The 23,196-nt window shown below is 62.6% G+C and carries 21 protein-coding genes; 11 read left to right on the top strand and 10 right to left on the bottom strand.

Annotated elements, in window-relative coordinates; genetic code table 11:
- Positions 1-4: 4 nt before the first annotated feature.
- The gene (locus LB547_RS10160) at positions 5-1,627 is read right to left on the bottom strand and encodes an alpha/beta hydrolase (protein WP_140499384.1); all 1,623 of its coding nucleotides are present in this window, start codon (positions 1,625-1,627) and stop codon (positions 5-7) included.
- A gap of 576 nt (positions 1,628-2,203) precedes the next feature.
- On the opposite strand from LB547_RS10160, the gene LB547_RS10155 reads away from it, so the two are divergent.
- Both LB547_RS10155 and LB547_RS10150 read left to right on the top strand, forming a co-directional pair.
- Complete coding sequence (locus tag LB547_RS10155) at positions 2,204-2,746, top strand: ABC transporter ATP-binding protein (protein WP_281406010.1); 543 nt, start codon at positions 2,204-2,206, stop codon at positions 2,744-2,746.
- Between the two features lie 309 nt (positions 2,747-3,055).
- Positions 3,056-3,262: a DUF6494 family protein gene (locus tag LB547_RS10150; protein WP_140499366.1), complete on the top strand. Its 207-nt coding sequence runs from the start codon at positions 3,056-3,058 to the stop codon at positions 3,260-3,262.
- A 27-nt stretch (positions 3,263-3,289) separates the two neighbouring features.
- Here the strand turns inward: LB547_RS10150 and LB547_RS10145 are convergent, their stop codons facing one another.
- Positions 3,290-4,165: a helix-turn-helix transcriptional regulator gene (locus LB547_RS10145; RefSeq protein WP_140763609.1), complete on the bottom strand. Its 876-nt coding sequence runs from the start codon at positions 4,163-4,165 to the stop codon at positions 3,290-3,292.
- A gap of 95 nt (positions 4,166-4,260) precedes the next feature.
- On the opposite strand from LB547_RS10145, the gene LB547_RS10140 reads away from it, so the two are divergent.
- The 5 genes from LB547_RS10140 to LB547_RS10120 are packed head-to-tail and all read left to right on the top strand — an operon-like array spanning position 4,261 to position 9,660.
- Positions 4,261-4,953: an ABC transporter permease gene (locus LB547_RS10140; RefSeq protein ID WP_140499362.1), complete on the top strand. Its 693-nt coding sequence runs from the start codon at positions 4,261-4,263 to the stop codon at positions 4,951-4,953.
- 2 nt (positions 4,954-4,955) lie between these two features.
- The gene (locus LB547_RS10135) at positions 4,956-5,678 is read left to right on the top strand and encodes an ATP-binding cassette domain-containing protein (RefSeq protein WP_140499360.1); all 723 of its coding nucleotides are present in this window, start codon (positions 4,956-4,958) and stop codon (positions 5,676-5,678) included.
- A 20-nt stretch (positions 5,679-5,698) separates the two neighbouring features.
- Positions 5,699-6,526 (top strand): extracellular solute-binding protein, encoded by an 828-nt coding sequence (locus tag LB547_RS10130; RefSeq protein WP_140499358.1) that lies wholly within the window; start codon positions 5,699-5,701, stop codon positions 6,524-6,526.
- 42 nt (positions 6,527-6,568) lie between these two features.
- Positions 6,569-7,696, top strand: a complete 1,128-nt coding sequence (locus LB547_RS10125) for a molybdopterin-binding protein (RefSeq protein ID WP_140499356.1) — start codon at positions 6,569-6,571, stop codon at positions 7,694-7,696.
- Positions 7,697-7,710: 14 nt separating this feature from the next.
- Positions 7,711-9,660, top strand: coding sequence for a molybdopterin biosynthesis protein (locus tag LB547_RS10120; protein ID WP_140763543.1), 1,950 nt, complete (start codon positions 7,711-7,713; stop codon positions 9,658-9,660).
- Here LB547_RS10120 and mobA read toward each other — a convergent pair.
- Entirely contained in the window at positions 9,644-10,285 is a 642-nt protein-coding gene (gene mobA / locus LB547_RS10115) for a molybdenum cofactor guanylyltransferase MobA (protein WP_181168609.1), read from the bottom strand. The genes LB547_RS10120 and mobA overlap by 17 nt on opposite strands.
- Complete coding sequence (locus LB547_RS10110; RefSeq protein WP_140499459.1) at positions 10,275-11,159, bottom strand: formate dehydrogenase accessory sulfurtransferase FdhD; 885 nt, start codon at positions 11,157-11,159, stop codon at positions 10,275-10,277. Before LB547_RS10110 ends, mobA begins: the two co-directional genes overlap by 11 nt.
- A 150-nt stretch (positions 11,160-11,309) precedes the next feature.
- Here LB547_RS10110 and glp point away from each other — a divergent pair, with 150 nt between their 5' ends.
- The 4 genes from glp to fdhF all read left to right on the top strand — a co-directional run bounded on the left by glp (position 11,310) and on the right by fdhF (position 17,509).
- Positions 11,310-12,566, top strand: coding sequence for a gephyrin-like molybdotransferase Glp (gene glp, locus LB547_RS10105; protein ID WP_140763540.1), 1,257 nt, complete (start codon positions 11,310-11,312; stop codon positions 12,564-12,566).
- Positions 12,567-12,642: 76 nt separating this feature from the next.
- Positions 12,643-12,894, top strand: a complete 252-nt coding sequence (locus LB547_RS10100; protein ID WP_224618804.1) for a sulfurtransferase TusA family protein — start codon at positions 12,643-12,645, stop codon at positions 12,892-12,894.
- Positions 12,895-13,043: 149 nt separating this feature from the next.
- Positions 13,044-14,717 (top strand): NAD(P)H-dependent oxidoreductase subunit E, encoded by a 1,674-nt coding sequence (locus LB547_RS10095; RefSeq protein ID WP_224702889.1) that lies wholly within the window; start codon positions 13,044-13,046, stop codon positions 14,715-14,717.
- The gene (gene fdhF, locus LB547_RS10090) at positions 14,717-17,509 is read left to right on the top strand and encodes a formate dehydrogenase subunit alpha (RefSeq protein ID WP_140763537.1); all 2,793 of its coding nucleotides are present in this window, start codon (positions 14,717-14,719) and stop codon (positions 17,507-17,509) included. Before LB547_RS10095 ends, fdhF begins: the two co-directional genes overlap by 1 nt.
- 263 nt (positions 17,510-17,772) lie before the next feature.
- Here fdhF and LB547_RS32480 read toward each other — a convergent pair whose 3' ends face one another.
- The 6 genes from LB547_RS32480 to LB547_RS10060 form a co-directional block, all read right to left on the bottom strand.
- Entirely contained in the window at positions 17,773-18,147 is a 375-nt protein-coding gene (locus LB547_RS32480; protein ID WP_281405101.1) for an SH3 domain-containing protein, read from the bottom strand.
- A gap of 327 nt (positions 18,148-18,474) precedes the next feature.
- Positions 18,475-19,830, bottom strand: a complete 1,356-nt coding sequence (locus LB547_RS10080; protein ID WP_224656127.1) for a D-alanyl-D-alanine carboxypeptidase family protein — start codon at positions 19,828-19,830, stop codon at positions 18,475-18,477.
- A 234-nt stretch (positions 19,831-20,064) separates the two neighbouring features.
- Positions 20,065-20,757 (bottom strand): amino acid ABC transporter permease, encoded by a 693-nt coding sequence (locus LB547_RS10075; protein WP_140622759.1) that lies wholly within the window; start codon positions 20,755-20,757, stop codon positions 20,065-20,067.
- Positions 20,758-20,777: 20 nt separating this feature from the next.
- Positions 20,778-21,494, bottom strand: a complete 717-nt coding sequence (locus LB547_RS10070; protein ID WP_140499340.1) for an amino acid ABC transporter permease — start codon at positions 21,492-21,494, stop codon at positions 20,778-20,780.
- A gap of 66 nt (positions 21,495-21,560) precedes the next feature.
- Positions 21,561-22,388, bottom strand: coding sequence for a transporter substrate-binding domain-containing protein (locus tag LB547_RS10065; protein WP_140517391.1), 828 nt, complete (start codon positions 22,386-22,388; stop codon positions 21,561-21,563).
- A gap of 24 nt (positions 22,389-22,412) precedes the next feature.
- Positions 22,413-23,153: an amino acid ABC transporter ATP-binding protein gene (locus LB547_RS10060; RefSeq protein ID WP_140517389.1), complete on the bottom strand. Its 741-nt coding sequence runs from the start codon at positions 23,151-23,153 to the stop codon at positions 22,413-22,415.
- Between the last annotated feature and the right edge of the window lie 43 nt (positions 23,154-23,196).

Genomic DNA, 23,196 nt, shown 5'->3' with positions numbered 1-23,196 from the left:
CCAGCTAGCCGCCTCTGTCGGCCTGTGCTGCAACCTTGCTGGCAAGATGGGTTTTGAGGGCGGCGAGGTCCTGTCGCGACCAGTCCTTCACGCCCAACACCGCACTCCAGGCTTCCACATAGTCCTGCGGCGCGTAGACATGGCCGTAGCCGATCGGCGTGGTTGTCGCCACGGCCATATCGAGACCGAGCTGCAGCATGGTCACCACCGGGTACCAGCTCAGTTGCGGCGAGACGTCCGGCCCGCGCGGCGCCTTCATCCAATCCGGCTGCCGGTAGGCGTCGCGATAATCGAAGAATACGATCGGGTCGCTGGCATATTGCAGGTAGACGATCCTCAGCGGGCCCCAGGGCGTGTCGGGCGCCACCGCCGGGCCGCTTTGGTTCATGAACCGGACCAGGCTGCTATTGCGGAAGATCGGCAGCCACTGCGGCGAGCCGTTGTTGCGCGTATCGCTCACCGAGCGCCAGATGCGGCTTTCGAAGGGCGGGCCGCTCCAGAGTGCGCCGCTGATCGGATCGCTGAATATCTCGAACAGCCCGGCCGATCTTTCGGAGTTCATGGCGCCAAGGCTGAGCCCGTGCAGGTAAAGCCTCGGCCGCCACTGCTTCGGCAGGGTGGTCCAGTAGCCGTAGATTTCGAGGAACAGCGCCCGGGCCGTCTCGGCGCCGTATTCCGGCTGCGCCAGCAGCGACAGCGGACTGCTCAGATAGGAATATTGCGCGGCGACGCTGGCGACATCGCCGCGGCACAGATATTCGAGCGCATCCATCGAGGCCGGATCGATCCATCCGGTGCCGGTCGGCGTGATGACCACAAGCGTGGATTTGCTGAAGCCGCCCGCCCGCTTCAGCTCCTCCAGCGCGAGTTTCGCGCGGGCCTGCGCACTGTCCGCCGCTCCCAGCCCGACATAGACCCGGACCGGCTGTTGCGCCGGCCGGCCGGTGAAGGTCCCTATCTCGGCGGCGGCGGGACCGTCCGCGATGAACTCGCGGCCGGCGCGGCCGAGCTCGTCCCACCTGACCAGCGAGGCGGGGCTTCCGGTCCTGGAGGGTTCGCTCGGCTGCTGGCGCTCCGGTTCCATGAGTGCGTCGAACTTGGCGAACGAGGAATCGAGCGCGCCGAAGATCGCGCGGATCGCAACGTCGCTCACCAGCAACCAGATGAGCAGCACGGCGACAGCGGCGCCGGCGACATTCGCCAGGCGCCGGGGTATGTAGCGTCTCAGTGCCCCGGCGATGGCGCGCACCAGCCAAGCGACAAGGCGCGCCAGCGCGAGCACGACGATGAAGGTGCAAATGGCCAGGGCGCAGACATTGAGGGGATGAGCGCCATCGACAGCCGGCATGCCCATCACCGCGCGGATGGAGTTCTGCCACGCGCCGGATCGCCACAGTGCCACAACGGCAAGGCCGAGGCACGGGACCAGGATAATCGCCTTGGACAGCAAACGCGGCCGTGGCGGCAGTTCCGGAATCTCGAGGTATTTCCACAGCCACCGCAAGGCGACGCCAAGGCTGTAGCCGATGGCGAAGCACGCGCCCGCCAGTACGCCTTGCGTCAGGTCGGTGCGGGGAACGAGCGTCGGCGTCAGGGCGGCCGCGAAGAACAGCATGCCGAGGGCCATGCCGACACCGGAGAGCGATCGCCAGATACTAAGGAAACGAGTGGTTGTCACTTGGGTGTTACGCCTCGAGTTGGACCGCAGGATAACGTTGGCCTATGGTTTTTATATCTTCGGAGTCGCGCGTCCGCTATTGGCCTCCTAACCAGTCGGGCTCATGCCCTGGGTCAACATGCATCGAGCCCATTGCGGGATAAGACAGAGATACCACGCGCATTAAAAACTAGTGCTCCTCCCGGTCCCTAGGTTCTCCAGACCGTACCAGAGAATATGAAAGAAACGGGTTGCCGAACCGTCCGCTAATTTGTTGACTTCCTCTAGAAAACGTTGACCCTCCGGGGCCACCATTGTCGTTGCTTCGCGCTTCGACTGGCGAAGGTCCCTAGGGAAGAGATTGTCTCGAGGGTCAAGGCGGCGGCCGAAATCCTTGGCCTGCAGGATCTGCTTGGCCGCATGCCGCGGCAATTGTCCGGCGGCCAGCGCCAACGTGTCGCCATGGGCCGCGCCATCGTACGCGATCCAGCCGCTTTCCTGTTTGATGAGCCGCTCAGCAACCTCGATGCCAAGTTGCGTGTCAAGATGCGCGCCGAAATCAAGAAGCTTCACCAACGGCTCGGCCGAACAAGCATCTATGTCACGCATGACCAGACCGAGGCGATGACGCTCGCCGACCGCATCGTGGTGTTGAACAAAGGCCGGATCGAACAGATCGGCCGCCCCTCCGAGCTCTACGAGAACCCAGTCAATCTGTTCGTCGCAAGCTTTATCGGCTCGCCGGAAATGAACCTGATCGAGGGCCGCATCGACAACGGCGCATTCGTCGCCGATCAGGGCTTGCGCTTACCCTTGCCGGCGGATGCTCGGATGGGCGACAAGGATGGGGTAGTTTATGGGATTCGTCCGCAGCACATTTCGGTTGGTGGCGACCACTCTCAGGCGAGGGTGCAAGTGGTCGAGCCGACCGGTGAGGCCCAGGAGCTTACATTAAGTGCAGGTGGAGTCGACCTCGTGGCCGAGGTACGGGATCAGCCGCCCTTCAAACTTGATCAAGAGGTTGGGTTGGAGATCATGGTATCCAAGGTGCATCTGTTCGATGCTCGTAGTGGCACCAGGATTGCTTAGGGCGCGCTGACGGGCGAAAAACGGCCTATCCCATCATGCCCTTCATCAGTTGCCACTTGCTGCGAAACCACCGGTGATCGCCGTTTACCCATCGGCCGTCACGGCAATCGCCCGCGGCGCTCCGGCATGACCAGGGATCTCGGCACCACGCGTTGTTACGCCACAGAGGAACGGACCGCGTCAGACATAGTGCGGGCGTCGTCCTCGTTGCACCCCGGGCCATTCCGTGCTCCGTTAGCGCAGCGCCGCCGTTGCGGGCACCAAGCTTGCCGGGCCGGCCATATCGTCCACACCGTTCGAGGCAATCATATGACCCAGAATATGGAAACCGATCCCTTCAACGTCTCCATGCGCAAGTTCCTGAAGCAGGTCGGCGTGACTTCGCAGCAGGCAATCGAGAAAGCCGTGGCGGAGAAGGGCCTGAAAGGACAGGGCCGACTGACCGTGAGGGCCGTCATCACCTCGGAGCCGGCAGGCTTGCGCCATGTCGTCGAGGGCGAGATCGATCTTGGATGAGAGCTGCGGCTTGATCGGGGTCGGCTGCTATTTGAAGAACCGTATCTGCCCGGCCGGCGATGGATCGTATCCGCCAAGCTCGGCGGCGCGGCTGGCGAAGATTTCCTGCCCTAGCAAACGCAGGAGCGCCTGGATCGGTTGCTGGAAGTAGGTCCGCTGCCGCATCAGGAGATCGAAGCTTTCCCAGGCCAATGGAACGAAATCGAGGCCAGCGGCGCGGGCGGCCGCGCGCGTGGCAATTCCGCAATCGGCCCTACCAATGCGCACGGCAGCCGCGAGATCGGGTCCGGTCAGGCAGGGCGGCTCCAATCGGTTGACGTCGTCCTGTTTCGCGCCGGAGTCCGCCAGCAATTGCGTGAGCAGCATGTCCGCGCCTGCGCCGCGTTGACGAACCGCGATGCGTGCGCCGGTCGCAAGTACGTCGGTCAGGTTGTTGAGCGATTTTGGATTGCCTGGCGCGAGCAGCAGGCCTTGCTCGCGGCGGGCGAATCCGACCAGCACCGCATCGTAAAGCCGCGGTCTGGTCGCAATCGCGGTGACATTCGGGTCCGGGTCGGGGCTGTGGAAATGAATCGCGGCGACAGACACCTCGCCGCGCAGCAGGCGTGTCACGCCGGCTTCCGTGCCTTCCGTCAGAAAGGCCAGGCCGGAACCTGATTGGCGGAGAGCCCATTCGAGCAGGTCGTCCTGGCTGCCACCGACGATCGGCGGCGGCTCGGATTGGGTCATTCCTGCAGGCCGGACCAACCCCGACATGACCCAACGGTCGAGTTCATGCCGCGGAAACAGCCACTTGCCCGCCACCTTGCTGCACGGGATACGCTCCTCCGCGATTAGCTCATAAAGCTTGCGCTCGCCAATGCGCAGATAGTCGGCGGCTTCGGACGTCGTCAGCAAATCCATCCTGCATTGATATGCATATTCCTGTGCAGGTTCAAGAATTTGACAGTGACGGAGGAGTTGCAGGACATTGACACGGGACAGGACTGCGAGGAGCAATGTCGGAAGGGCTGGGCACATGGCAACTGATCGCGAGCGGCGACGCCACGCTGTTTGCCATCGTGCGCCTGTCGCTCGCCGTGAGCCTTTCGGCTGTCGCGATCGCCATGGTCGCAGGCCTGCCGCTGGGCGCAATTATCGCGCTGGCACGTTTTCCCGGTCGTTCGGCGATCGTCGTGCTGCTGAACGGTTTCATGGGCCTGCCGCCGGTGGTGGTCGGGCTGACGGTCTATCTGCTGCTATCGCGATCCGGGCCGCTGGGTGAATTCGGCCTCTTGTTCACACCCGCCGCGATGGTCATCGCGCAGGCGCTACTGGTGCTGCCCATCATTGCCGCGCTGACTCGCCAGACGGTCGAGGATCTGTGGCGCGAGTATCGTGAGGAACTGACTGCGATGCAGGTCGGGCCGGCGGGCCTGGTCGCCACGCTTTTGTGGGACGGCCGCTTCAGCCTCGTCACGGCTCTGCTCGCGGGCTTCGGCAGGGCGGCGGCCGAGGTCGGCACCGTGATGATCGTCGGCGGCAACATAGATGGCTTCACCCGCACCATGACGACGGCAATCGCACTTGAGACCTCGAAGGGAAACCTGCCGCTCGCCATGGGGCTCGGCCTGATGCTGATTTTCCTCATCTTGCTGATCAACGCCGCCGCCTGGGGCGTGCGAGTTTGGTCCGAGCAACGGGCTGGCTAGGGATGCGGGCTGCTCAGAGCGATCTTCCACTTGTCTTCGATGACGTGTCGCTGGTCGCCGGTGCGACGACCATCCTGGACCGGGTGAACCTGACGATCGGGCCGCGCGCCCCGACTCTGGTCGTCGGCCCGAACGGGTCGGGCAAAACCTCCCTGCTGCGGCTCTGCATGGGGCTTGTTGCACCTTCTGCTGGAACCCTGACTTGGGGGGGACGAACGCTTTCCCCGCCGACACGGCGTGCAATCCTGTTCCAGAAGCCGGTGATGCTGCGTCGCTCGGCGGCCGCGAATGTCGCCTATGCACTGGCTCAAGCGGGCTGTCCGCGCCGGCTCCGGGCCCCGCGCGTGGAGGAACTGCTCGAGCGCGTCGGTCTTCTCGATCTCGCTGCACGTCCGGCACGGCATCTCTCCGGTGGCGAGCAGCAGCGGCTGGCCCTCGCCCGCGCCCTGTCGCGCCAGCCGGAAATCCTGCTGCTCGACGAGCCGACAGCCAGCCTCGATCCGGCGGCGACGCGTTTTGTCGAGCAGATCATCATCACGGCTGCCCAATCGGGCACGAAGATCATCATGGCGTCGCACCACCTCGGCCAGGTACGCAGGATCGCGGGAGACGTCGTCTTTCTGCTCCGAGGGCGCGTTTGCGAGCATGCCGACGCCGACGACTTCCTTGACCGCCCCGCGACCCCGCAAGCCGCTGCCTTCGTGCGCGGCGAGCTCGTGCTTTGATCAACTGGACCGAGATTGAGATGCTGACCCGCCGAATATTCTCTGCGCTTGTGGTGCTTCTGATGCTAGCAGGCGGCGCGCCTGCCCAGGACCAGTCGATCGTCGTGGCGTCGACGACCTCGACCCAGGATTCCGGCCTGTTCGATCACATCCTGCCGCTGTTCGAGAAGAAAACCGGCATCGGCGTGAAGATTGTCGCTCAGGGCACCGGTCAGGCGCTCGACACCGGTCGGCGCGGCGATGCCGACGTGGTCTTCGTCCATGCCAAGGCGCAGGAGGAGAAGTTCATCGAGGAAGGCTTCGGGGTGAAGCGCTTCGACGTGATGTACAACGACTTCGTCCTCGTTGGCCCCAAGAGCGACCCGGCGGGCGTCAGCGGGACCAAGGACATCGCAGCCGCGCTGATCGCCATCAAAGCCAAGAAGGCGGCCTTCGTGTCGCGTGGTGACAGGTCCGGCACCCATTCGGCCGAATTGGGTCTGTGGAAGACGGCCGGCATCGACATCGAGGCGGCCAGGGGCCCGTGGTACAAGGAGATCGGGCAGGGCATGGGGGCGGCGCTCAACGCCGCGGCAGCCATGAACGCCTATACGCTTTCCGATCGTGGCACCTGGCTGTCGTTCAAGAATCGTGGCGAGTTGGACATCGCCGTCGAGGGTGACAAGCGGCTGTTCAATCAGTATGGCGTGATGCTGGTGAATCCTCACAAGCATCCAAGCGTCAAAGTGGAGGCCGGCCAGCGCTTCATCGATTGGCTGATTTCTCCGGAAGGCCAGAAGGCGATCGGAGAGTACAAGATCGACGGCCAGCAGCTCTTCTTCCCGAATGCGCAGCGCGGGCGTTCCTGAAGCTGGTTGCAAACAGGCTCGCGTCTGCTTCAATATCGCGCCATGACGAGAACGTTTTCTTCGACGGGCCCGCTGACTCCCCTGGAAGCGGCGCTCGACGCGCTGCTCGATGGTGTAATGCCCGTCACCCCCCGCTGGGTGCCGCTTGAACAAGCCTTGCGCTATGTCGCTGCCGGGATGCCGCCTGTCGTGCCGGCTCAGCCTGCGCGAGATATCGCTGCCATTGACGGCTGGGCGTGTCGCGCCCTCGACCTCGTGGGGGCATCAGCCTATTCGCCCTTAGTTTTGCCGGTCGCGCCGATCTGGGTCGAGACGGGTGAGGCCATGCCTGAAGATCGCGACTGTGTGCTGCAGGCCGGCCTCGTCGATTGCAGTGGACCGATGATCCAAGCAGCAGCTGAAGCCGTGCCCGGTCAGGGTGTGCGCCGGGCGGGCGAGGATATGGCGGCGGCCCGCCCGCCAATGCTTGAGGGAAAGGCGATCGGCGTCGCCGACCTGCTGGTCGCCCGCAAAGTGGGACTGAGCCAGCTTGCCATACGGAGCCCGCGCGTGCGCGTGATCGATGTCGCTGCCGACAGCCACGAGACATTCTCCATGCGGCTCGTGGTCGAGAGCCTGAGTGCCTCGGGCGTTTCGATCGTCGGTATAGAGACCGTAGAGCGCGACGCGGCATCGATCATTGCCGCTCTTGATGGCGAGGCCTGCGATTTTCTGCTCCTGATCGGCGGTACTGGTGACGGCCACGCCGACGTGACCGCCGAGGCTCTTGTGCGGCGCGGGGTGTTGATTGGGCACGGCATTGCCTTACGGCCCGGAGGGACAACGGCAATAGGCCGGCTCGGCAAGACACCGGTGGTCGCATTGGCCGGATCGCCGCACCAAGCCTTCGCTGGGTTCCTTGCGCTTGTCCAGCCAGTCCTGGACCGCCTGTCGGGCAGATCTGAACGGTCAGGCATCATCTTGCCGCTCTCGCGGAAAATCTCATCCGCGGTCGGACTTTACGAGCTCGTTCTGCTCGGGAAGGAACGGGATATGTGGACGCCGCTCGCCGTCGGCGACTTTTCGCTGGACGCCATGCGGCTTGCCGACGCCTGGCTTGCGGTCCCGGGCGATAGCGAAGGGTATGCCGCCGGTACGCCCGTCTCCGCCTTTCCGCTCCGCAACTTTTGATCGAGTGAGCCGCTATGACGAATTCTCCATCATCGGCCCGGCAGAACAGCGGGCAGGAGCAGTTCCTGACGATATTGTCGCGCGAAGCTGCGCTGGCTCGCTTCGAGGCAGCGCTGTTTCCCCGCCCGTTGCCGACCGAGACGCGGACGCTGGCCGACGCGCTCGGGCTGGTTCTTGCCGAGGACGTGGCGGCGCCGGTCGACGTGCCGCCCTTCGACCGCTCCAATGTCGATGGCTTCGCGGTACGTGCGGCCGATCTGGCTGCCGCCTCTGAAACCCGTCCCGTTCGGCTTGAGCTGAATGCGGAAGCGATTGCCTGCGGCACGGTTCCGCAACTCCCCGTTCTGACCGGAACCGCCACGCCCATCGCAACCGGCGGGCCGCTGCCGCGTGGCGCGGACGCCATCATCATGGTGGAGCATACGCATCCGGTGGGATTGAGTGCCATCGAGGTGGGGCGCGGCATCTCGCCCGGCCAGTTTGTCTCCAATGCAGGATCCGACATGGCGCGAGGAGAGGTCGTGCTGCGCACCGGAACGCAAATCGGCTCGCGCGAAATCGGCATGCTCGCCGCGTGCGGAATCGCACAAGTGGCCGTGGCGCGCAGGCCAAGCGTGGCTGTGCTCTCCACTGGCGATGAACTCGTTCAGCCAGGCGAGCCGCTGCGGGCGGCCGGCATCTATGACGCCAACGGGCCGATCATCGCTGCGGCTGTCACTGAAAATGGCGGCGAAGCGCATTTTATCGGCGCCTTCCCGGACGACGAGGCAACACTTGAGACGGCTATGCGCGAGGCGCTCGCCGCCCACGACGTAATGATCCTGTCGGGCGGCACGTCCAAAGGAGCAGGGGATATCACGCATCGCATTATCGGCCGACTGGGCAAACCCGGCATCATCGCCCACGGCGTGGCGCTGAAGCCCGGAAAGCCGCTTTGCCTGGCGGTGTGCGGGGGCAAGCCGGTCATCGTCCTGCCGGGATTTCCGACCTCGGCCATGTTCACCTTCCATGACATGGTGGTACCCGCCCTGCGGCGCATGGCGGGGCTGCCGCCGCGCGTCGATGCTCAGGTCACCGCAAGCCTTCCGTTGCGGGTTCCTTCAGAACTCGGACGGACCGAATTCGCGATGGTCTCCCTTGTGCAAGGGCAGGGAGGATTGACGGCCTATCCGACTGGTAAGGGCTCGGGAGCGATAACATCCTTTACGCAGGCGGATGGCTTCATGCGCATCGAGGCCCTGGCCGATCACGTGCCTGCCGGTGCCGACGTAGCGGTGACGCTGTTCACGCCGCGGGTCCGCGTTCCTGACCTCGTCGTCATCGGCAGTCATTGCGTCGGCCTCGATCTGGTCGTTGGCGAACTTTCGCGTCGCGGGATTTCGGTGCGCTCGCTTTCTGTGGGAAGCCTGGGCGGTCTTGCGGCGGCCAAGCGCGGCGAGTGCGATCTCGCTCCCATCCATCTCTTCGACCCGAAGACGCGGAACTACAACGCGCCCTTCCTCGGTGACGGTCTCGAACTCGTGCCAGGCTGGCGCCGCATGCAAGGTTTGGTGTTCCGCCGAGGGGACGAGCGCTTCGAGGGCCTCGGCGCGGAGGACGCGGTCCGTGCCGCGCTCGCCGATCCCGATTGCATGATGGTCAACCGCAACCAAGGCTCGGGAACGCGTATCCTGATCGACCAACTCCTCGGCGCGGAACGCCCGGACGGCTACTGGAACCAGCCGCGCACACACAATGCCGTGGCCGCGGCGGTGGCGCAGAAGCGCGCCGACTGGGGCGTCACCATCGCGCCGGTCGCGCGTGCGGCCGGGCTCGGTCTTATCCCGTTGACCGAAGAGCACTACGACTTCGCGCTGGTTTGCGCGCGAAAGGATCGGCCCGCGGTGCACGCGTTCCTCGAAGTCCTCCAGGCCGACGAGGTGCATTCGGCGCTGGAGCGCGCGGGGTTCAGCCGGCCGGGTTAGCGGCAAGCAACGCGGCCAGCCGCTCGGCTTCGGCGAGGTCATCGACTGTGTTGGCGTTGAAGAACGGGTCCACCGGCTCTACCGGCCAGGATACGGTGGCAAGGCCGTAGCGACTGGTCCACCGGTCGATCTTGCGCAGGCCCTCGTTGGTCAACGCATGCCGCAATTCGTCCCGCAGGGCGACTTTCCAGAGCCCGATGACCGGATGCGCCTGACCGCCGGACGCCGCCACCGCCAAATCCGCCCCCTCGGTCATGCGCGCCCGCTGGAGGCGTGCAACGAGGTCGCGCGGCAGGAAAGGACAATCACCGGCGGCGCTGACCACCCACTCGACGTCGGGCCTGTTGTCCGCCGTCCAATCGAGCGCGGCGAGCATGCCGGCGAGCGGCCCAGGATAATCCTCGATCGTGTCGGCAACGACTGGCAGGCCAAAACGGGCAAAGCGAACGGGGTCGCCATTGGCATTAAGCACGAGCCCGTCGCATTGAGGTCCCAGCCGTTCGATGACATGCTCGAGCATCGTGCGTCCGCCGATCACGCGCGTCGGCTTGTCCCCGCCGCCCATGCGCCGACCCAGACCGCCGGCGAGCACGACGCCCAGCGTCATGGGCCGCTCAGTCGTCATGCTCGGCACCCTTGCGGCGGTGGCGCGGCGCTTCCTCATCGACCGAAGCGATATCCTGGTCGAAGACGATCCGCTCCTGGCCCGAAAGTGCGGTGAAGCGCTTGCCGCGCGCCCGGCCGACCAGCGTCAGCCCCACTTGGCGGGCCAGCGCCACACCCCAGGCGGTGAAGCCGGAACGCGAAACCAGGATGGGAATGCCCATCCGAACCGTCTTGATCGTCATCTCGGAGGTCAGCCGCCCGGTCGTGTACATGATCTTGTCCCCCGGATCGATGGCGTGGCGGTACATCCAGCCGGCGATCTTGTCGACAGCGTTATGGCGGCCGACGTCTTCCATATAGCAGATTGGCGTGCCCTTCCTGCAAAGGACGCAGCCATGGATCGCGCCTGCCTCCAGATAGAGCGACGGCGTGGTGTTGATTTTGTGCGTCAGCTCGTAGAGCCAGGAGGTGCGAAGCTCAGCGGGCGGGAGCGTGATGTCCTCGATCGCCTCCAGCACGTCGCCGAAGGCAGTGCCTTGGGCGCAACCCGAAGTCTGCGTTCGCTTTCTGAGCTTCTGCTCGTAGTCGGTGTTGCGCTCGGTGCGAACGACCACGACCTGGAGGTCCTCGTCATACTCGACGTCCGTCACCACATCGGTGGGCAGAAGCATGTTCTGGTTCAGCAGATAGCCGAGCGCAAGATATTCCGGATAGTCGTTGACCGTCATCATCGTGACGATCTCCTGAGCGTTGAGATAGAGCGTCAGGGCACGTTCGATCGGTACGCGGACCTCTACCGCCGCGCCTGTATGGTCGACGCCCGCAACCAGCTCCGTCAGCCGTTGGTCTTGCGGATCGGGTGTGATGATAGCGTGTTCCGGTTGGCGTAGCATCAAAGGCATGGCAGTCTCCTGACGTCGTATTCTGGCTCGCGCCTGCGCTAGCTTGCCGTATCTTACAGGCTGTTCAACCGAAGCTGATTAAAAAAAGCCGGATTGATGCGATTACGAAGAAGCCGACACGCTCGTAGAGTGGGAATATAAATGGCGCAAATCTCGGATGACTGCTTCGCTTTCGGCGGACAGATGCGGCCCATCGACGAGACTGCCGCGCTGATCGCCTCGAAACTCAGCGCCGTACAGGAGGTCGAGACGGTCCCGCTCTTGCTGGCGGATGGGCGCGTCCTGGCAAAAAAGATGGTGGCATCGCTGCCGCTGCCGCCCTTCACGAATTCCGCGGTCGACGGCTACGCCGTGCGAGGGGCAGATCTGCCGCAGACCGTCGAGACGGCATTCGCCGTTGCCGGGAGGGTTCAGGCCGGCATGGCGGCGAATGAACCTGTGCGGCCGGGCCAGACGGTACGCATCTTCACTGGCGCTCCAATGCCCGACGGGGTCGACACGGTGTTCATGCAGGAAGACGTGAGCATCGACGGCTCCGGCAGGATCCTTCTCCCGCCCGGCCTGAAAAAGGGTGCCAATGTGCGCCCTGCGGGTGAAGATGTCGCATTGGGCGAGGCCGTCCTCCCGGCGGGCCATCGGATGCGGCCGCAAGATATCGCGCTCGCCGCCGCATTGGGGTTCACGGAACTCCAGGTTAGGCGCAGGATACGCGTCGCAGTGTTCTCGACCGGGGACGAAATCGTCGCGCCGGGAGACATGCGCGGACCGGCGCAGCTTTTCGACTCCAACCGTTTCATGCTGACGGCGATGCTCGCTCGACTCTGCTGCGACATCACCGATCTCGGTATCCTCGTGGACGATAGTAGTCTGATCGCTGAAAAGCTGAGCGAAGCGGCATTGAGCCATGACCTGATCCTGACTTCGGGCGGTGTGTCGACGGGCGAGGCAGATTGCGTGAAGGCCGCCGTCGAGAGTGCCGGAACCCTGGTGTTCTGGCGCGTCGCGATCAAGCCGGGCCGGCCGGTCGCCATGGGGGTGATCGATGGAACCCCGCTGATCGGACTTCCTGGCAATCCGGTGGCGAGCTTCGTCACCTTCGCGCATATTGCCCGCCCGGCAATCCTCGCCCTTGCGGGAGCCCTCCAGCCACCGCCGACCCCGATCGCTATGCGGGCCGCCTTTTCCTATAGCAAAAAGCAGGGACGGCGGGAGTATGTGCGAGCAAGCGTACGCGCGGCCGCGGATGGATGCTACGAAGCGACGAAGTTTCCCAGGGAAGGCGCAGGACTGTTGTCATCCCTGGTCGCGACCGACGGTCTCGTCGAGTTGGGAGAGGAGATAGTCCGTGTCGAGCCAGGTCACACGGTCCAGTTCCTACCCTATTCCAGTCTTATGTGAGCGCCGTCGGATCGCGTCCTCGAAACGAGAGCCGGAACCCAGGCTCGATTGACGCGGCCAGGTCCCGTCGGGCATCATGCCGACCATGATAACCACGACGAAGCTGGATCTGACCGGGCTTAAGTGCCCTTTGCCCGCGCTCAAGACCCGCAAGGCGTTGAAAGCCTTGAGGCCAGGCGAGCGGCTCGAGGTTCACTGCACGGACCCGCTGGCGGTCATCGATATCCCCAATCTGCTCAACGAGATGGGCGAGCGACTTGAAGCGACGGAGCGCGACGGCGATCGCGTCGTGTTCATGATCGAAAAGACGCAGCCCGCGACGATGTGACGAGTTGCACCCCGTCGGCGGCGGCCCCAAGATTTGGGACGCAATGCTTGCGCTAGTCGTGCAGGGGACATGTCGTGCCTCATAGTCGACATCCTGGTCCGCGGGGTATCGTTAAGAGGTAAGGGCGTTTCACTCGGGGAGGTGAGCACATGACGATCCAGGAACGACGGCCGCGTGATCGCGGACCAAAGGGCAGGCCGCTGGATGACGCTGCGCTCGCCGAGGTTCAGGCGCTCCTGGGCGCGCGCCAGCGACGGCGCGACTTGCTGATCGAATTCCTTCATCTGATCCAGGACCGATATGGCTGCCTGTCGGCGCGGCATTTGCGGGCGCTGGCGCAAGATATGCGCTTGTCGCAGGCCGAGGTCTACGAGGTGGCGACCTTCTACGACCATTTCGACGTTGTGAAGGAAGGCGAGATGCCGCCTGCGCCGTTGACAATCCGCGTGTGCGATTCAGTGAGTTGCATGCTGGCGGGCGCCGACACGCTCCTGGCTGAATTGCAAGCGGGCGCCGATCCAGCGGCGATCAGGGTCATGCGCGCGCCCTGCATGGGCCGTTGCGCTGGCGCGCCTGCCGCGCGTATCGGTGATCGCGAGGTCGACCAGGCAACCGCCGAGGGCCTGAGGCGCATGGCCGCGGCAGCGGAGACCGGTGTGAACGTGCCCGATTATGTCGGGCTGGAGGCGTATCGGCAGGCGGGCGGCTACCAGCTTTTGCAGCGGGTACGGATTGGGGCGCTGACCACGGACGAGCTCATCGCCACCGTGGGCGATGCGGGCTTGAGGGGTCTGGGCGGTGCGGGTTTTCCCGCTGGCAAGAAGTGGCAGTTCGTGCGCTCCTATCCGGGCCCGCGTCTGATGTCGATCAATGGCGACGAGGGTGAGCCCGGCACCTTCAAGGACCGCATCTATCTCGAGCGAGATCCGCACCGTGCCTTTGAGGGTGCATTGATCGCGGCGCACGCCGTCGAGGCGGAACGGATCTATCTTTACATGCGTGACGAATACCCTGCGGTGCTCGCCATTCTTCGTCAGGAGATCGCCGCGCTCGAGGCCACCGGCATCGTCAAGCCGGGCTTCATCGAGCTCCGCCGCGGCGCTGGCGCGTATATCTGCGGCGAGGAGAGTGCGATGCTGGAAAGCATCGAGGGCAAGCGCGGCATGCCGCCCCACCGCCCCCCCTACATCGCCGAGGTCGGCCTGTTCGGACGACCGACCCTCAACCATAATGTCGAGACGCTCTGGTGGATCCGCGACATCGTCGAAAAGGGCGCGCAATGGTTCGCTGCGCAGGGCAGGCCCGGCCACCCCGGCATCCGCTCATGGTCCGTATCCGGCCGGGTGAAAAATCCCGGCGTCAAGCTGGCGCCGGCCGGCGTCACGGTACGCGAATTGATCGACGACTATTGCGGCGGCATGGCGGACGGTCATGAGTTCAAGGCCTATTTGCCGGGTGGCGCCTCAGGCGGCATCCTGCCAGCAGCACTGGGGGACATTCCGCTCGATTTCGGCGGCGATCTGGCCAAGCAGGGCGCCTTCGTCGGCTCCCATGCTATAGTCGTGTTCTCGCGGGCCGACAATATAAAGCAGGTCACGCTCAACCTCATGAAATTCTTCAAACATGAGAGCTGCGGGAAGTGCACGCCTTGTCGCGAGGGAACCGAAAAGTTGGTGGCTATCTTGCAGGAGCAGGGCCCGATGCCGGAAGATAAGATTCGCGACCTCGAAGCCGTGATGCGCGATTCGTCGATCTGCGGCCTGGGCCAGGCGGCGCCCAATCCGATCAACCATCTGCTGACGCATTTCCGGAGTGACCTCTGATGGCCGAGAGCGTGGTATTCACCCTCAATGGGCAAACCGTGAGCGCCGCCCCTGGCGAGACTATCTGGGATGTCGCCAAGCGCCAGGGAACAAAGATTCCGCACCTGTGCCATGTCGACATGCCGGGCTATCGTCCCGACGGCAATTGCCGCGCCTGCATGGTCGACATCGAAGGCGAGCGCGTGCTGGCTGCCTCCTGCGTTCGCCAGCCTTCCGCCGGCATGGTCGTGAAAACCGATACCGAACGCGCCCGCAAATCGCGCGAGATGGTATTCGAGCTCCTCGCAAGCAACATGCGACCGGCGAGCGACGGTCCAGACAACCAGTCGGCATTCTGGCAATGGGCCGGTTCGATGGGGATTTCGGGCAGCCGATACCGTTCCAAGTTCACCGAGGAGGGGCTAGCGCCAGAATTCGACATCACCAATCCGGCCATTGCCGTCAACCTCGACGCGTGCATCACCTGCGGCGCTTGCGTGCGCGCCTGCCGCGAGGTGCAGGTCAACGACGTGATCGGCATGGCCGAGCGCGGCAATCACTCGATTCCTGTCTTCGATATGCACGATCCGATGGGCCTGTCGACCTGCGTCACCTGTGGCGAATGCGTCCAGGCTTGCCCGACTGGTGCGCTCTACGAGAAATCGCTGATGGACGAGACCGGCAAGACGCGTGTCGTCCAGGCGTTCGACAAGGTCGTCGATACGGTTTGCCCGTTTTGCGGCGTTGGCTGCCAGACGCAGGTCGCCGTCAAGGACAATAAAATCGTCCAGGTTGACGGCCGTAACGGTCCGGCGAACGAGAACCGGCTCTGCGTCAAGGGGCGCTTTGGCTTCGACTATGTGATGTCGCCCGAACGGCTGACGAAGCCGCTGATCCGTCGCGACGACGCGCCGAAGGCCGGCGACATTGATCTGCGCAATGTCGACCCGCTGACAGTGTTCCGCGAGGCCAGCTGGGAAGAGGCGCTGGAGCGCGCTGCCAGCGGGCTGAAACGCATCCGCGACCAGCATGGTGGCAAGGCGCTGGCTGGCTTCGGCTCGGCAAAGGGGTCGAATGAGGAGGCCTATCTCTTCCAGAAATTCGTCCGGCAGGGTTTCGGCACCAACAATATCGACCACTGCACCCGGCTCTGCCACGCCTCTTCCGTGGCCGCTCTGATGGAGGGCGTTGGCTCTGGCGCGGTCTCGGCGCCTTTCATGGACGCCATGAAGGCCGAATGCGTGATCATTATCGGGGCGCGGCCGGCGACAAACCATCCAGTGGCCGCCACCTATTTCAAGCAAGCGGCAAAGCGCGGTACCAAGCTGATCGTGATGGATCCGCGCGGCCAGGAACTGATGCGCCACGCCAGCTATGCGCTGCGCTTCAAACCGGGCAGCGACGTGGCGATGCTCAACGCGCTGCTGCACGTCATCATAGAAGAGAGGCTCTATGATGAGCAGTACATCCAGGCCAATGTCTCCGGCTTCGAGGCATTGAAGGCCAAGGTGAAGGATTTTTCGCCCGAGGCGATGGCTCCCGTCTGCGGCATCGAGGCCGGTGTGCTGCGCGAGGTGGCGCGCACCTATGCCAAGGCGGAGCGCTCAATGATTTTTTGGGGCATGGGCATTTCGCAGCACACCCACGGCACGGACAATTCGCGCTGCCTGATCGCGCTGGCGCTGATCACGGGGCATGTCGGGCGCGCCGGCACAGGCCTGCATCCGCTGCGCGGCCAGAACAATGTCCAGGGCGCCTCGGACGCGGGCCTCATCCCGATGTATTTCCCCGACTACAAATCGGTGGAGAATGCCGATATCCGCGGCCAGTACGAGAATTTCTGGGGCCAGACGCTCGACCCCAAACGCGGCTTGACCGTCGTCGAGATCGTCGACGCGATCCATGACGGCGAGATCCGGGGCATGTACATCATGGGCGAGAACCCGGCCATGTCCGATCCGGACCAGAGCCATGCGCGCGCCGCACTCGCCAAGCTAGAGCATCTGGTTGTTCAGGACATCTTCCTGACCGAAACAGCGTGGCATGCCGACGTGGTGCTCCCTGCCTCCGCGCATGCTGAGAAGCTCGGCACTTACACCAATACCAATCGGCAGGTGCAGATCGGCCGGCCGGCCGTCAACCTGCCGGGCGAGGCGCGGCAGGATCTCGATCTCATCATCGAGCTTGCCAGACGCATGGGGCTGGACTGGAACTACGGGCACGTTTCGGACGTCTTCGGCGAAATGGCGCAAGTAATGCCGTCGCTGAAGCACATTTCCTGGGAGCGCATCGAACGCGAGGAGTCCGTCGTCTATCCTGCCGATGGTCCTGATGTTCCTGGCAACGAGATCGTCTTCACCACCGGGTTTCCGACCGCGGATGGCCGCGGGCGCATCGTGCCCGCCGACCTCCTGCCTCCCGACGAGGTGCCCGACGACGAATATCCTCTGGTGCTAACCACCGGGCGCCTGCTGGAGCACTGGCACACGGGCGCCATGACACGCCGCGCCGGGGTGCTCAACGCGATCGAGCCCTACGGCATTGCTGCAATGAATCCCTACGAGATCAAGCGCCGCGGCCTGGCGCAGGGAGACGTGATCAACGTGGAGACGCGGCGCGGCATTGTCGAAGCCATTCTGCGGGCCGATCGAGAGGTCGCCGATGGCATGGTGTTCATGCCGTTCTGCTTTAATGAGAGCCCGGCCAACATGCTTACCAATCCTATGCTCGATCCTTACGGCAAGATCCCCGAGTTCAAATATTGTGCCGCGCGGATCGTGCCGGCATCGAGATCGGTCGAAGCTGCCGAATGACGTTTGGAAACTGCCCGCGGAGGTGGTGTTGGGCGATGGCTGACTTGAGGAAGTCCATTGTCCGACGGCCGCCGGAATAGTCGGGCAGGCCGTCGCGAAGGCTCGCGACAGGTGGGAGGGGCTCTGTCGGCGGCCAGATGTCAGCCATAGTTGTGCGGAACGCCTTCAACTCGGCGTTTTTCTCGCGAGGTTTGATTTGGCTGAAGGCGACGCGAGATGCGATCACCGGCCGACCAGCAGCAGCCTTCCGACGAGTGCTGCTGTTAGAGTATATCGTTAGGATAGATGCCCCAAAGGCGGGTTTGCCTGACGAAGCCTGCCAGCGAATTGACCGCGACCCTGCACCATTGGCCGTCGCAGCGCACCAGTTCGACAATTACTTCCGGCGCCAGCCATGCGGTAACGAGGCTGGAAACCGAAGGCTTCCCGCGCAGCGCGATCTTGTCCTTGCTCCATGGGGCGGTTACAGCGGTCCTTCGCCCCGAAAGAAGCGGACCGAAGACCCAGCCGGATGTTCCCTGCCAGTCTCGCACGCGCCGCCAGTTTCCATATTCCTGGTAGATTTCAAGCGGAATCCTGGGCCGGACATAAACCCATTCGACGTCATATTGGGTGCCCGGTCCGACCCGCATATTCACAGGAGAACTCTTCAACGACGCGAAGCGGGGCAAGGCAATCCCATTGGCGGCAGCTTGAGGGCCAGCCTTTGTGACAGTTGCAACACATAGTGCAGCGATGAGGCAACAACGAAGGACGCTACCCGTGACGAAAAAGCCGCAACCGGCGTCTTGATAAGTCGACGAGACGACGTTGCTCCGAGGCGCACAACCGCGGCGTCTCACAGCGAAGCCCCATGCGAAGGATTGAAGAGGGCTCGAGGACATCTTTCGATATTGCCGCGTGGTCCTGGTGAGACAACGTCGGGAGAGGCGAGTTGCAGCGTTCGCATGGGCGTTCGATCCCACCTACCGAGTGAGCGCGTAGCAATCGATTTTTTTGAGCGCCAGTCGCCCGCAAGCGCGCCACGCTTCCGACTTGTTATCGAAGCCGCCATATCGGGCGCGGTAGTACACATCGCCATCTTTTTCGAAGGCCTCGGTAAAAGCAGAAGTGTTCGAAAGCAGTTTTGGCGCTTTGCGAGCCGCGAGTGAAAGGATTTCACGAGCTGCGGCCTTGCTTGGCATCGATCCAATCTGGATGATCCATTGACCTTCTTGGGTGGAAGCGGTGCTGATCGGATCGATGGCATCGGCAGACAAGGCCTGCTCCCTGGACACATCGCCCATCGCCTCAGCGGCGAAAGCGGCTCGGGAATCGGCCACCTGGGCCGGCTTCCACGTCGGAGTGGGCACCGATGCGTTCGAAGCCGCGGAGGCGACCAATGCGCTTTCTCCGCCACGATCGATCCTGAACCGGTCCGGACCGTTGGAAGCCTTAGCCAGATAGCGGCTGATGAGACGCTTCATGCGTGCATCTCGGCTCCTGACCGTATGTCCGCCCATCACCACCGCGACGATGCTGCGGCCCTGCGCCTCGACGGAAGAAACCAGGTTGAAGCCCGAGGCATTCGTGTATCCCGTTTTGATCCCATCCACGCCCTTCACCCGGCCGAGCAGATGGTTGTGATTGCCGAAGCGCCGACCTTTGTATTTGAAGGATCGGGTGTTGAAGTAGGAATAATAGCCAGGGTGATGATCCCTGAGCGCCAGGCCAAGGCGTGCCATGTCGCGCGCCGTGGTCTTCTGGGCTGTGTCGGGCAGTCCGTTAGCGTTCCTGAACGTGGTGGAGGTCATTCCCAACTGTCGTGCTTTTTGCGTCATGAGACGTGCAAAGCCGACCTCCGACCCGCCGAGGAACTCGCCAATGGCCGTCGCGGCATCGTTGGCGGACTTCGTGACCAGCGCCAATATGACCTGTTCGACGGTGATCGTTTGACCCTGCTTCAGTCCGAGCTTGGAGGGCGCCTCGTTGGCAGCATTGGCCGATACCGGTATTGCCGTGCCTTTCGAGATCCTGCCGCTCTCGAGGGCGTCGAAGATGAGGTAGAGCGTCATCATCTTGGTGAGAGATGCTGGATAGCGCGGAACGTCCGCATGATCTCTGTAGAGGGTCTTGCCGGTCTTGGCATCGATGACAATGGCTGAAAATCTGGAATTGGCCTGCACGGCGGAAGCAGAGGCGGCGCAAAACACGATGACGACCGAGATCCTCAAGGCGAATTTCAACAATGACGCCGGCAAGGCGACAAGCTTCTCCAATACCAGATACATTCGCCCGCCCGTCGCCGCTCCGTGTAAAATGTGGCCGGGCGATCCGGCCATCGGATCACGAAGCTAGGCAGGCACCGTTACCAATTGGTTATCGCATTCTTAACGAGAGGCCTCAAATTGTCTCGGCTCTATCCCTCGATTCCGCACCAGATAAGGTCGGTCGCCGTGACGGTTCGCGGAACTTGACGCCGCACGGCTCGAGGCGCGCATCGATTGCGGCGCCGACTACCAGGATGCTTCCGCGGAAGACAAGCCGATCTTGCTAGAAGATTCTATTCTACATCCTCACGTCCGTACCCTAAGCGCTTGCTCCAGCCTGTCGGCGATCTGTGTGACGAGATAGGCAATCACCATGTAGATCACGACGGCAATTACGAAGGCTTCGAGATAGTAGAAATTCAACGCGGCGGTCAGCTGTGACTGCGCGAAGATATCGACAACTTCGATGGCGAATCCGAGTGAAAGCGCCTTCATGATAACCATCATCGAGGTTGTCAGATCGGGAATTGCTGTCAGGGCGACCTGGGGAAATAGCACCCGTCGAAACAGTTGCCCCCTTGTATAGCCAAGCGAATAGGCTGCGTCTGCCTGACCGGTGTCAAAGGCGTTGAGGGCTCCCTTGATAATCTCGGCCTGGAACGCGGCGACACAGCCGGTCACCGCAATGACAAGGATAACCCAATTGGGCGTTTGGTGGGCGTTGAAGTCTATGCCAACCAATGAAAACAGAAACTGAAGCGCGGGGGGAAGACCGAAATAGGCGAGGAAGATCACGATCACCATCGGAACGCCCTTGAAGACGACCTTGTAGGCCATGACGAGCTCTCGCAGTGCGGGAATCCGTCTATATTCCACAAGCGCAAACAGGCTGCCGACCATCGTCGAGAGCACGAAGATCGTGAGGGCCATTGCAAGCGTTACGGGTACGGCGCCCAGAATTTCCCGCGAGTCCTGGAGCAGGATATCGGTCTCAAACATGGTCAAATACCCTTGTTAGGTCACACGCTCGCGATCAGTGTGTTCTTGATCTGAGCAGATGTCGTAGCCTCCGGTGCCTGCATCGGGGAACGAAGCTCGAAGAAGCGGACGATGAGCCATGCGATCAAGCACATCACCGAATAGATGACCGCCAGCACGAGATAGGTTTCGAACTGGTACTGATTATAGTCGCGCTCCATGATCAAATGCGCGGTCGCCATGACATCCGCCGCCCCGATGTACATCACCAGCGCAACGTTATGGATCAGGTAGATGACGGAGTTCCCGTAGCCCGGCAATGCGAAGTGCACTGCTTGTGGCCCGATGACGCGCGTGATTTTCTGGCGAAAGGTATATCCAAGACTGTCTGCCGCATCATGCTGGCCGCGATCGACGGCCAGATATGCAGGTCGCAGGACTTCTGACAGGTAGCCGCCGTGATAAAAGCTCAATGCCACCATCGCAGCGATCGTCGGCGAGAAAAAATCTTCGGAGCCGAACAGGATTACCAGCAAGGGAAGCCCGTAAAACGCAACGAACAATTGGAGGACGACGGGAACACTCCGGGCATAGGATACGTAGAGATCCGCCAGGTGACTGATCACTGGCACCCTGCGGACCCGGAGTGTTGTCGCAAGGAGAGCTAGGCAGAACCCAGCAATGAGGGCCGTAAAAGTGATGGCCAGCGTCAGCGGCAACGCCGAGAGCAACTCGGGAATCATAGCAGAAACGTCCACTTGGAACACTCCTTCTTGCAGTTCTGCCTCAACGCCGGCTATCCAGATGCAGCTGAGGACGCCTTGTTACTTCATGTATTTCACGATGTCCTCGCCGAACCACTTCTGCGAGAGCTTGTCGATCGTGCCGTCGTCCTTCAGTTCCTTGAGCACCTTGTTGACGTCCTCGGCCAGGATCTTGTTTTCCGCTGACCGGTGAATCAGCATGTACGTGTTGTTGCTGTAGACCGGATCGGATGCGACGATATCGAGCTTCTTGTTGTCGATGACCGCCTGCTCACCGAGGTTAGACGGTAGAACCAATGCGTCGAACTTGCCGTTCTGAACTTCATCCAGGCGGTTCGGGTAGGGGATCCCGGCGCTCGATGCCGTGACGTCGAGCTTATATTGCGGATTCTCTTTCTGCCAGTTCATGATGAACTTGTAGGTTCCGCCACCTGCCGTGGTCGGAACGATCCTCTTGCCGACCAGGTCCTTCATTTCCTTTATGCCGCTGTCTTTCTTGCTGTAGATTTTCATCAGACTGGCGCCCATCGGGTTCTCTGGAATGATGAATTGCTTCTCTCGCTCGGGCGACTTGTAGTAGCCACCTACGGCGATGTCGTACTTCCCGGTGGCAAGGCCGGTTTCCTGGGCGATGTCAGAGACACCTTCCATTTCGAACTTGTACTGCGGCAGCTTCGCATTGATCGCCCTCAGAAGATCGGGCTCATAGCCTTGCGGTTCGACGCCGATCGCGCCCCAGGCCAGCGGCTTGGACTCGGCAGACGTCGCGATCTTGACCGTCCGGACGGCCTGACCATAGCTGATCCCAGCGGTTGCGAGGGTAATTGCGATGCCACCAGCGACGGCCAGGACATAGCGGCGGGAAAAACCGGATGTGATTGCAGACATTTCTTGGGTTCCCTACTTGTTGAGCTATTGAAAAGCGAGTTCTGACTGCAGGAATTGAGCCAGTCGTGGACTGGAAGGCGCGTCGAAGATTTCAGCCGGACTGCCGTCGGCGGCAACCACGCCACGGTCCATAAAGACGATCCGGTTCGAGATGTTCTTTGCGAATTGCATCTCGTGGGTCACAAGCAGCGACGTGATCCCTGACGACGTGACATCCTTGATCACCTTCAAAACTTCACCGACAAGTTCAGGGTCCAGCGATGACGTAGGCTCATCGAAGAGGATGACGTCAGGCCGCACCGCCAGCGCGCGTGCGATGCCGGTGCGCTGGAGCTGGCCGCCCGAGAGCTGGGATGGATAGCTGTCTCGCTTCGACGAGAGACCGACCCGATCGAGCTCTCTGAGCGTGATTTCCTGCGCCTCTTCCCTGGATTTGCGCTGCACCACAACGAGCGGATCCATCACGTTCTGGAGGACCGTCATGTTCTTGAAGACGTTGAACTGCTGAAAGACCATCGCGGTCCTCAACCGGATCGCCTGGACAGCGGCCTTGTCGGCACGCTGGTAATCCATCCGAATCTGATCGAACGCGATGGTTCCTGACGACGGCTTGGCCAGATAGTTGATGCATTTCAGCAGCGTGGTCTTGCCGGTGCCGCTGGGGCCGATGATCGACACCACGTCGCCCCGCTTTACCGAGAGATTGACGCCGTTCAGGACCTGCGTGCTTCCGTAAGACAGCTTTATATCTTTGAGTTCAAGCATTGCTGGTTGGCCCTTCGGAAAGTGTGGGACGGACTGGCTTGAC

It is taken from the genome of Mesorhizobium sp. B264B1B (assembly GCF_020165765.1).
Taxonomy (GTDB): Bacteria; Pseudomonadota; Alphaproteobacteria; order Rhizobiales; family Rhizobiaceae; genus Mesorhizobium.
Note: the sequence above shows the minus strand (reverse complement) of the source record. Positions and strands in the feature narration are given on the sequence as shown.

Coding starts and splice junctions, on each gene's coding strand:
- mobA (WP_181168609.1), bottom strand. CDS start 10,285: ATGACGACTGAGCGGCCCATGACGCTGGGCGTCGTGCTCGCCGGCGGT.
- LB547_RS10130 (WP_140499358.1), top strand. CDS start 5,699: ATGCTGACCCGCCGAATATTCTCTGCGCTTGTGGTGCTTCTGATGCTA.
- LB547_RS10140 (WP_140499362.1), top strand. CDS start 4,261: ATGTCGGAAGGGCTGGGCACATGGCAACTGATCGCGAGCGGCGACGCC.
- LB547_RS10120 (WP_140763543.1), top strand. CDS start 7,711: ATGACGAATTCTCCATCATCGGCCCGGCAGAACAGCGGGCAGGAGCAG.
- LB547_RS10080 (WP_224656127.1), bottom strand. CDS start 19,830: ATGGCCGGATCGCCCGGCCACATTTTACACGGAGCGGCGACGGGCGGG.
- LB547_RS10110 (WP_140499459.1), bottom strand. CDS start 11,159: ATGCTACGCCAACCGGAACACGCTATCATCACACCCGATCCGCAAGAC.
- LB547_RS10150 (WP_140499366.1), top strand. CDS start 3,056: ATGACCCAGAATATGGAAACCGATCCCTTCAACGTCTCCATGCGCAAG.
- glp (WP_140763540.1), top strand. CDS start 11,310: ATGGCGCAAATCTCGGATGACTGCTTCGCTTTCGGCGGACAGATGCGG.
- LB547_RS10060 (WP_140517389.1), bottom strand. CDS start 23,153: ATGCTTGAACTCAAAGATATAAAGCTGTCTTACGGAAGCACGCAGGTC.
- LB547_RS10155 (WP_281406010.1), top strand. CDS start 2,204: ATGCGCGCCGAAATCAAGAAGCTTCACCAACGGCTCGGCCGAACAAGC.
- LB547_RS10095 (WP_224702889.1), top strand. CDS start 13,044: ATGACGATCCAGGAACGACGGCCGCGTGATCGCGGACCAAAGGGCAGG.
- LB547_RS10145 (WP_140763609.1), bottom strand. CDS start 4,165: ATGGATTTGCTGACGACGTCCGAAGCCGCCGACTATCTGCGCATTGGC.
- fdhF (WP_140763537.1), top strand. CDS start 14,717: ATGGCCGAGAGCGTGGTATTCACCCTCAATGGGCAAACCGTGAGCGCC.
- LB547_RS10065 (WP_140517391.1), bottom strand. CDS start 22,388: ATGTCTGCAATCACATCCGGTTTTTCCCGCCGCTATGTCCTGGCCGTC.
- LB547_RS10100 (WP_224618804.1), top strand. CDS start 12,643: ATGCCGACCATGATAACCACGACGAAGCTGGATCTGACCGGGCTTAAG.
- LB547_RS10160 (WP_140499384.1), bottom strand. CDS start 1,627: ATGGCCCTCGGCATGCTGTTCTTCGCGGCCGCCCTGACGCCGACGCTC.
- LB547_RS10125 (WP_140499356.1), top strand. CDS start 6,569: ATGACGAGAACGTTTTCTTCGACGGGCCCGCTGACTCCCCTGGAAGCG.
- LB547_RS10135 (WP_140499360.1), top strand. CDS start 4,956: ATGCGGGCTGCTCAGAGCGATCTTCCACTTGTCTTCGATGACGTGTCG.
- LB547_RS10075 (WP_140622759.1), bottom strand. CDS start 20,757: ATGTTTGAGACCGATATCCTGCTCCAGGACTCGCGGGAAATTCTGGGC.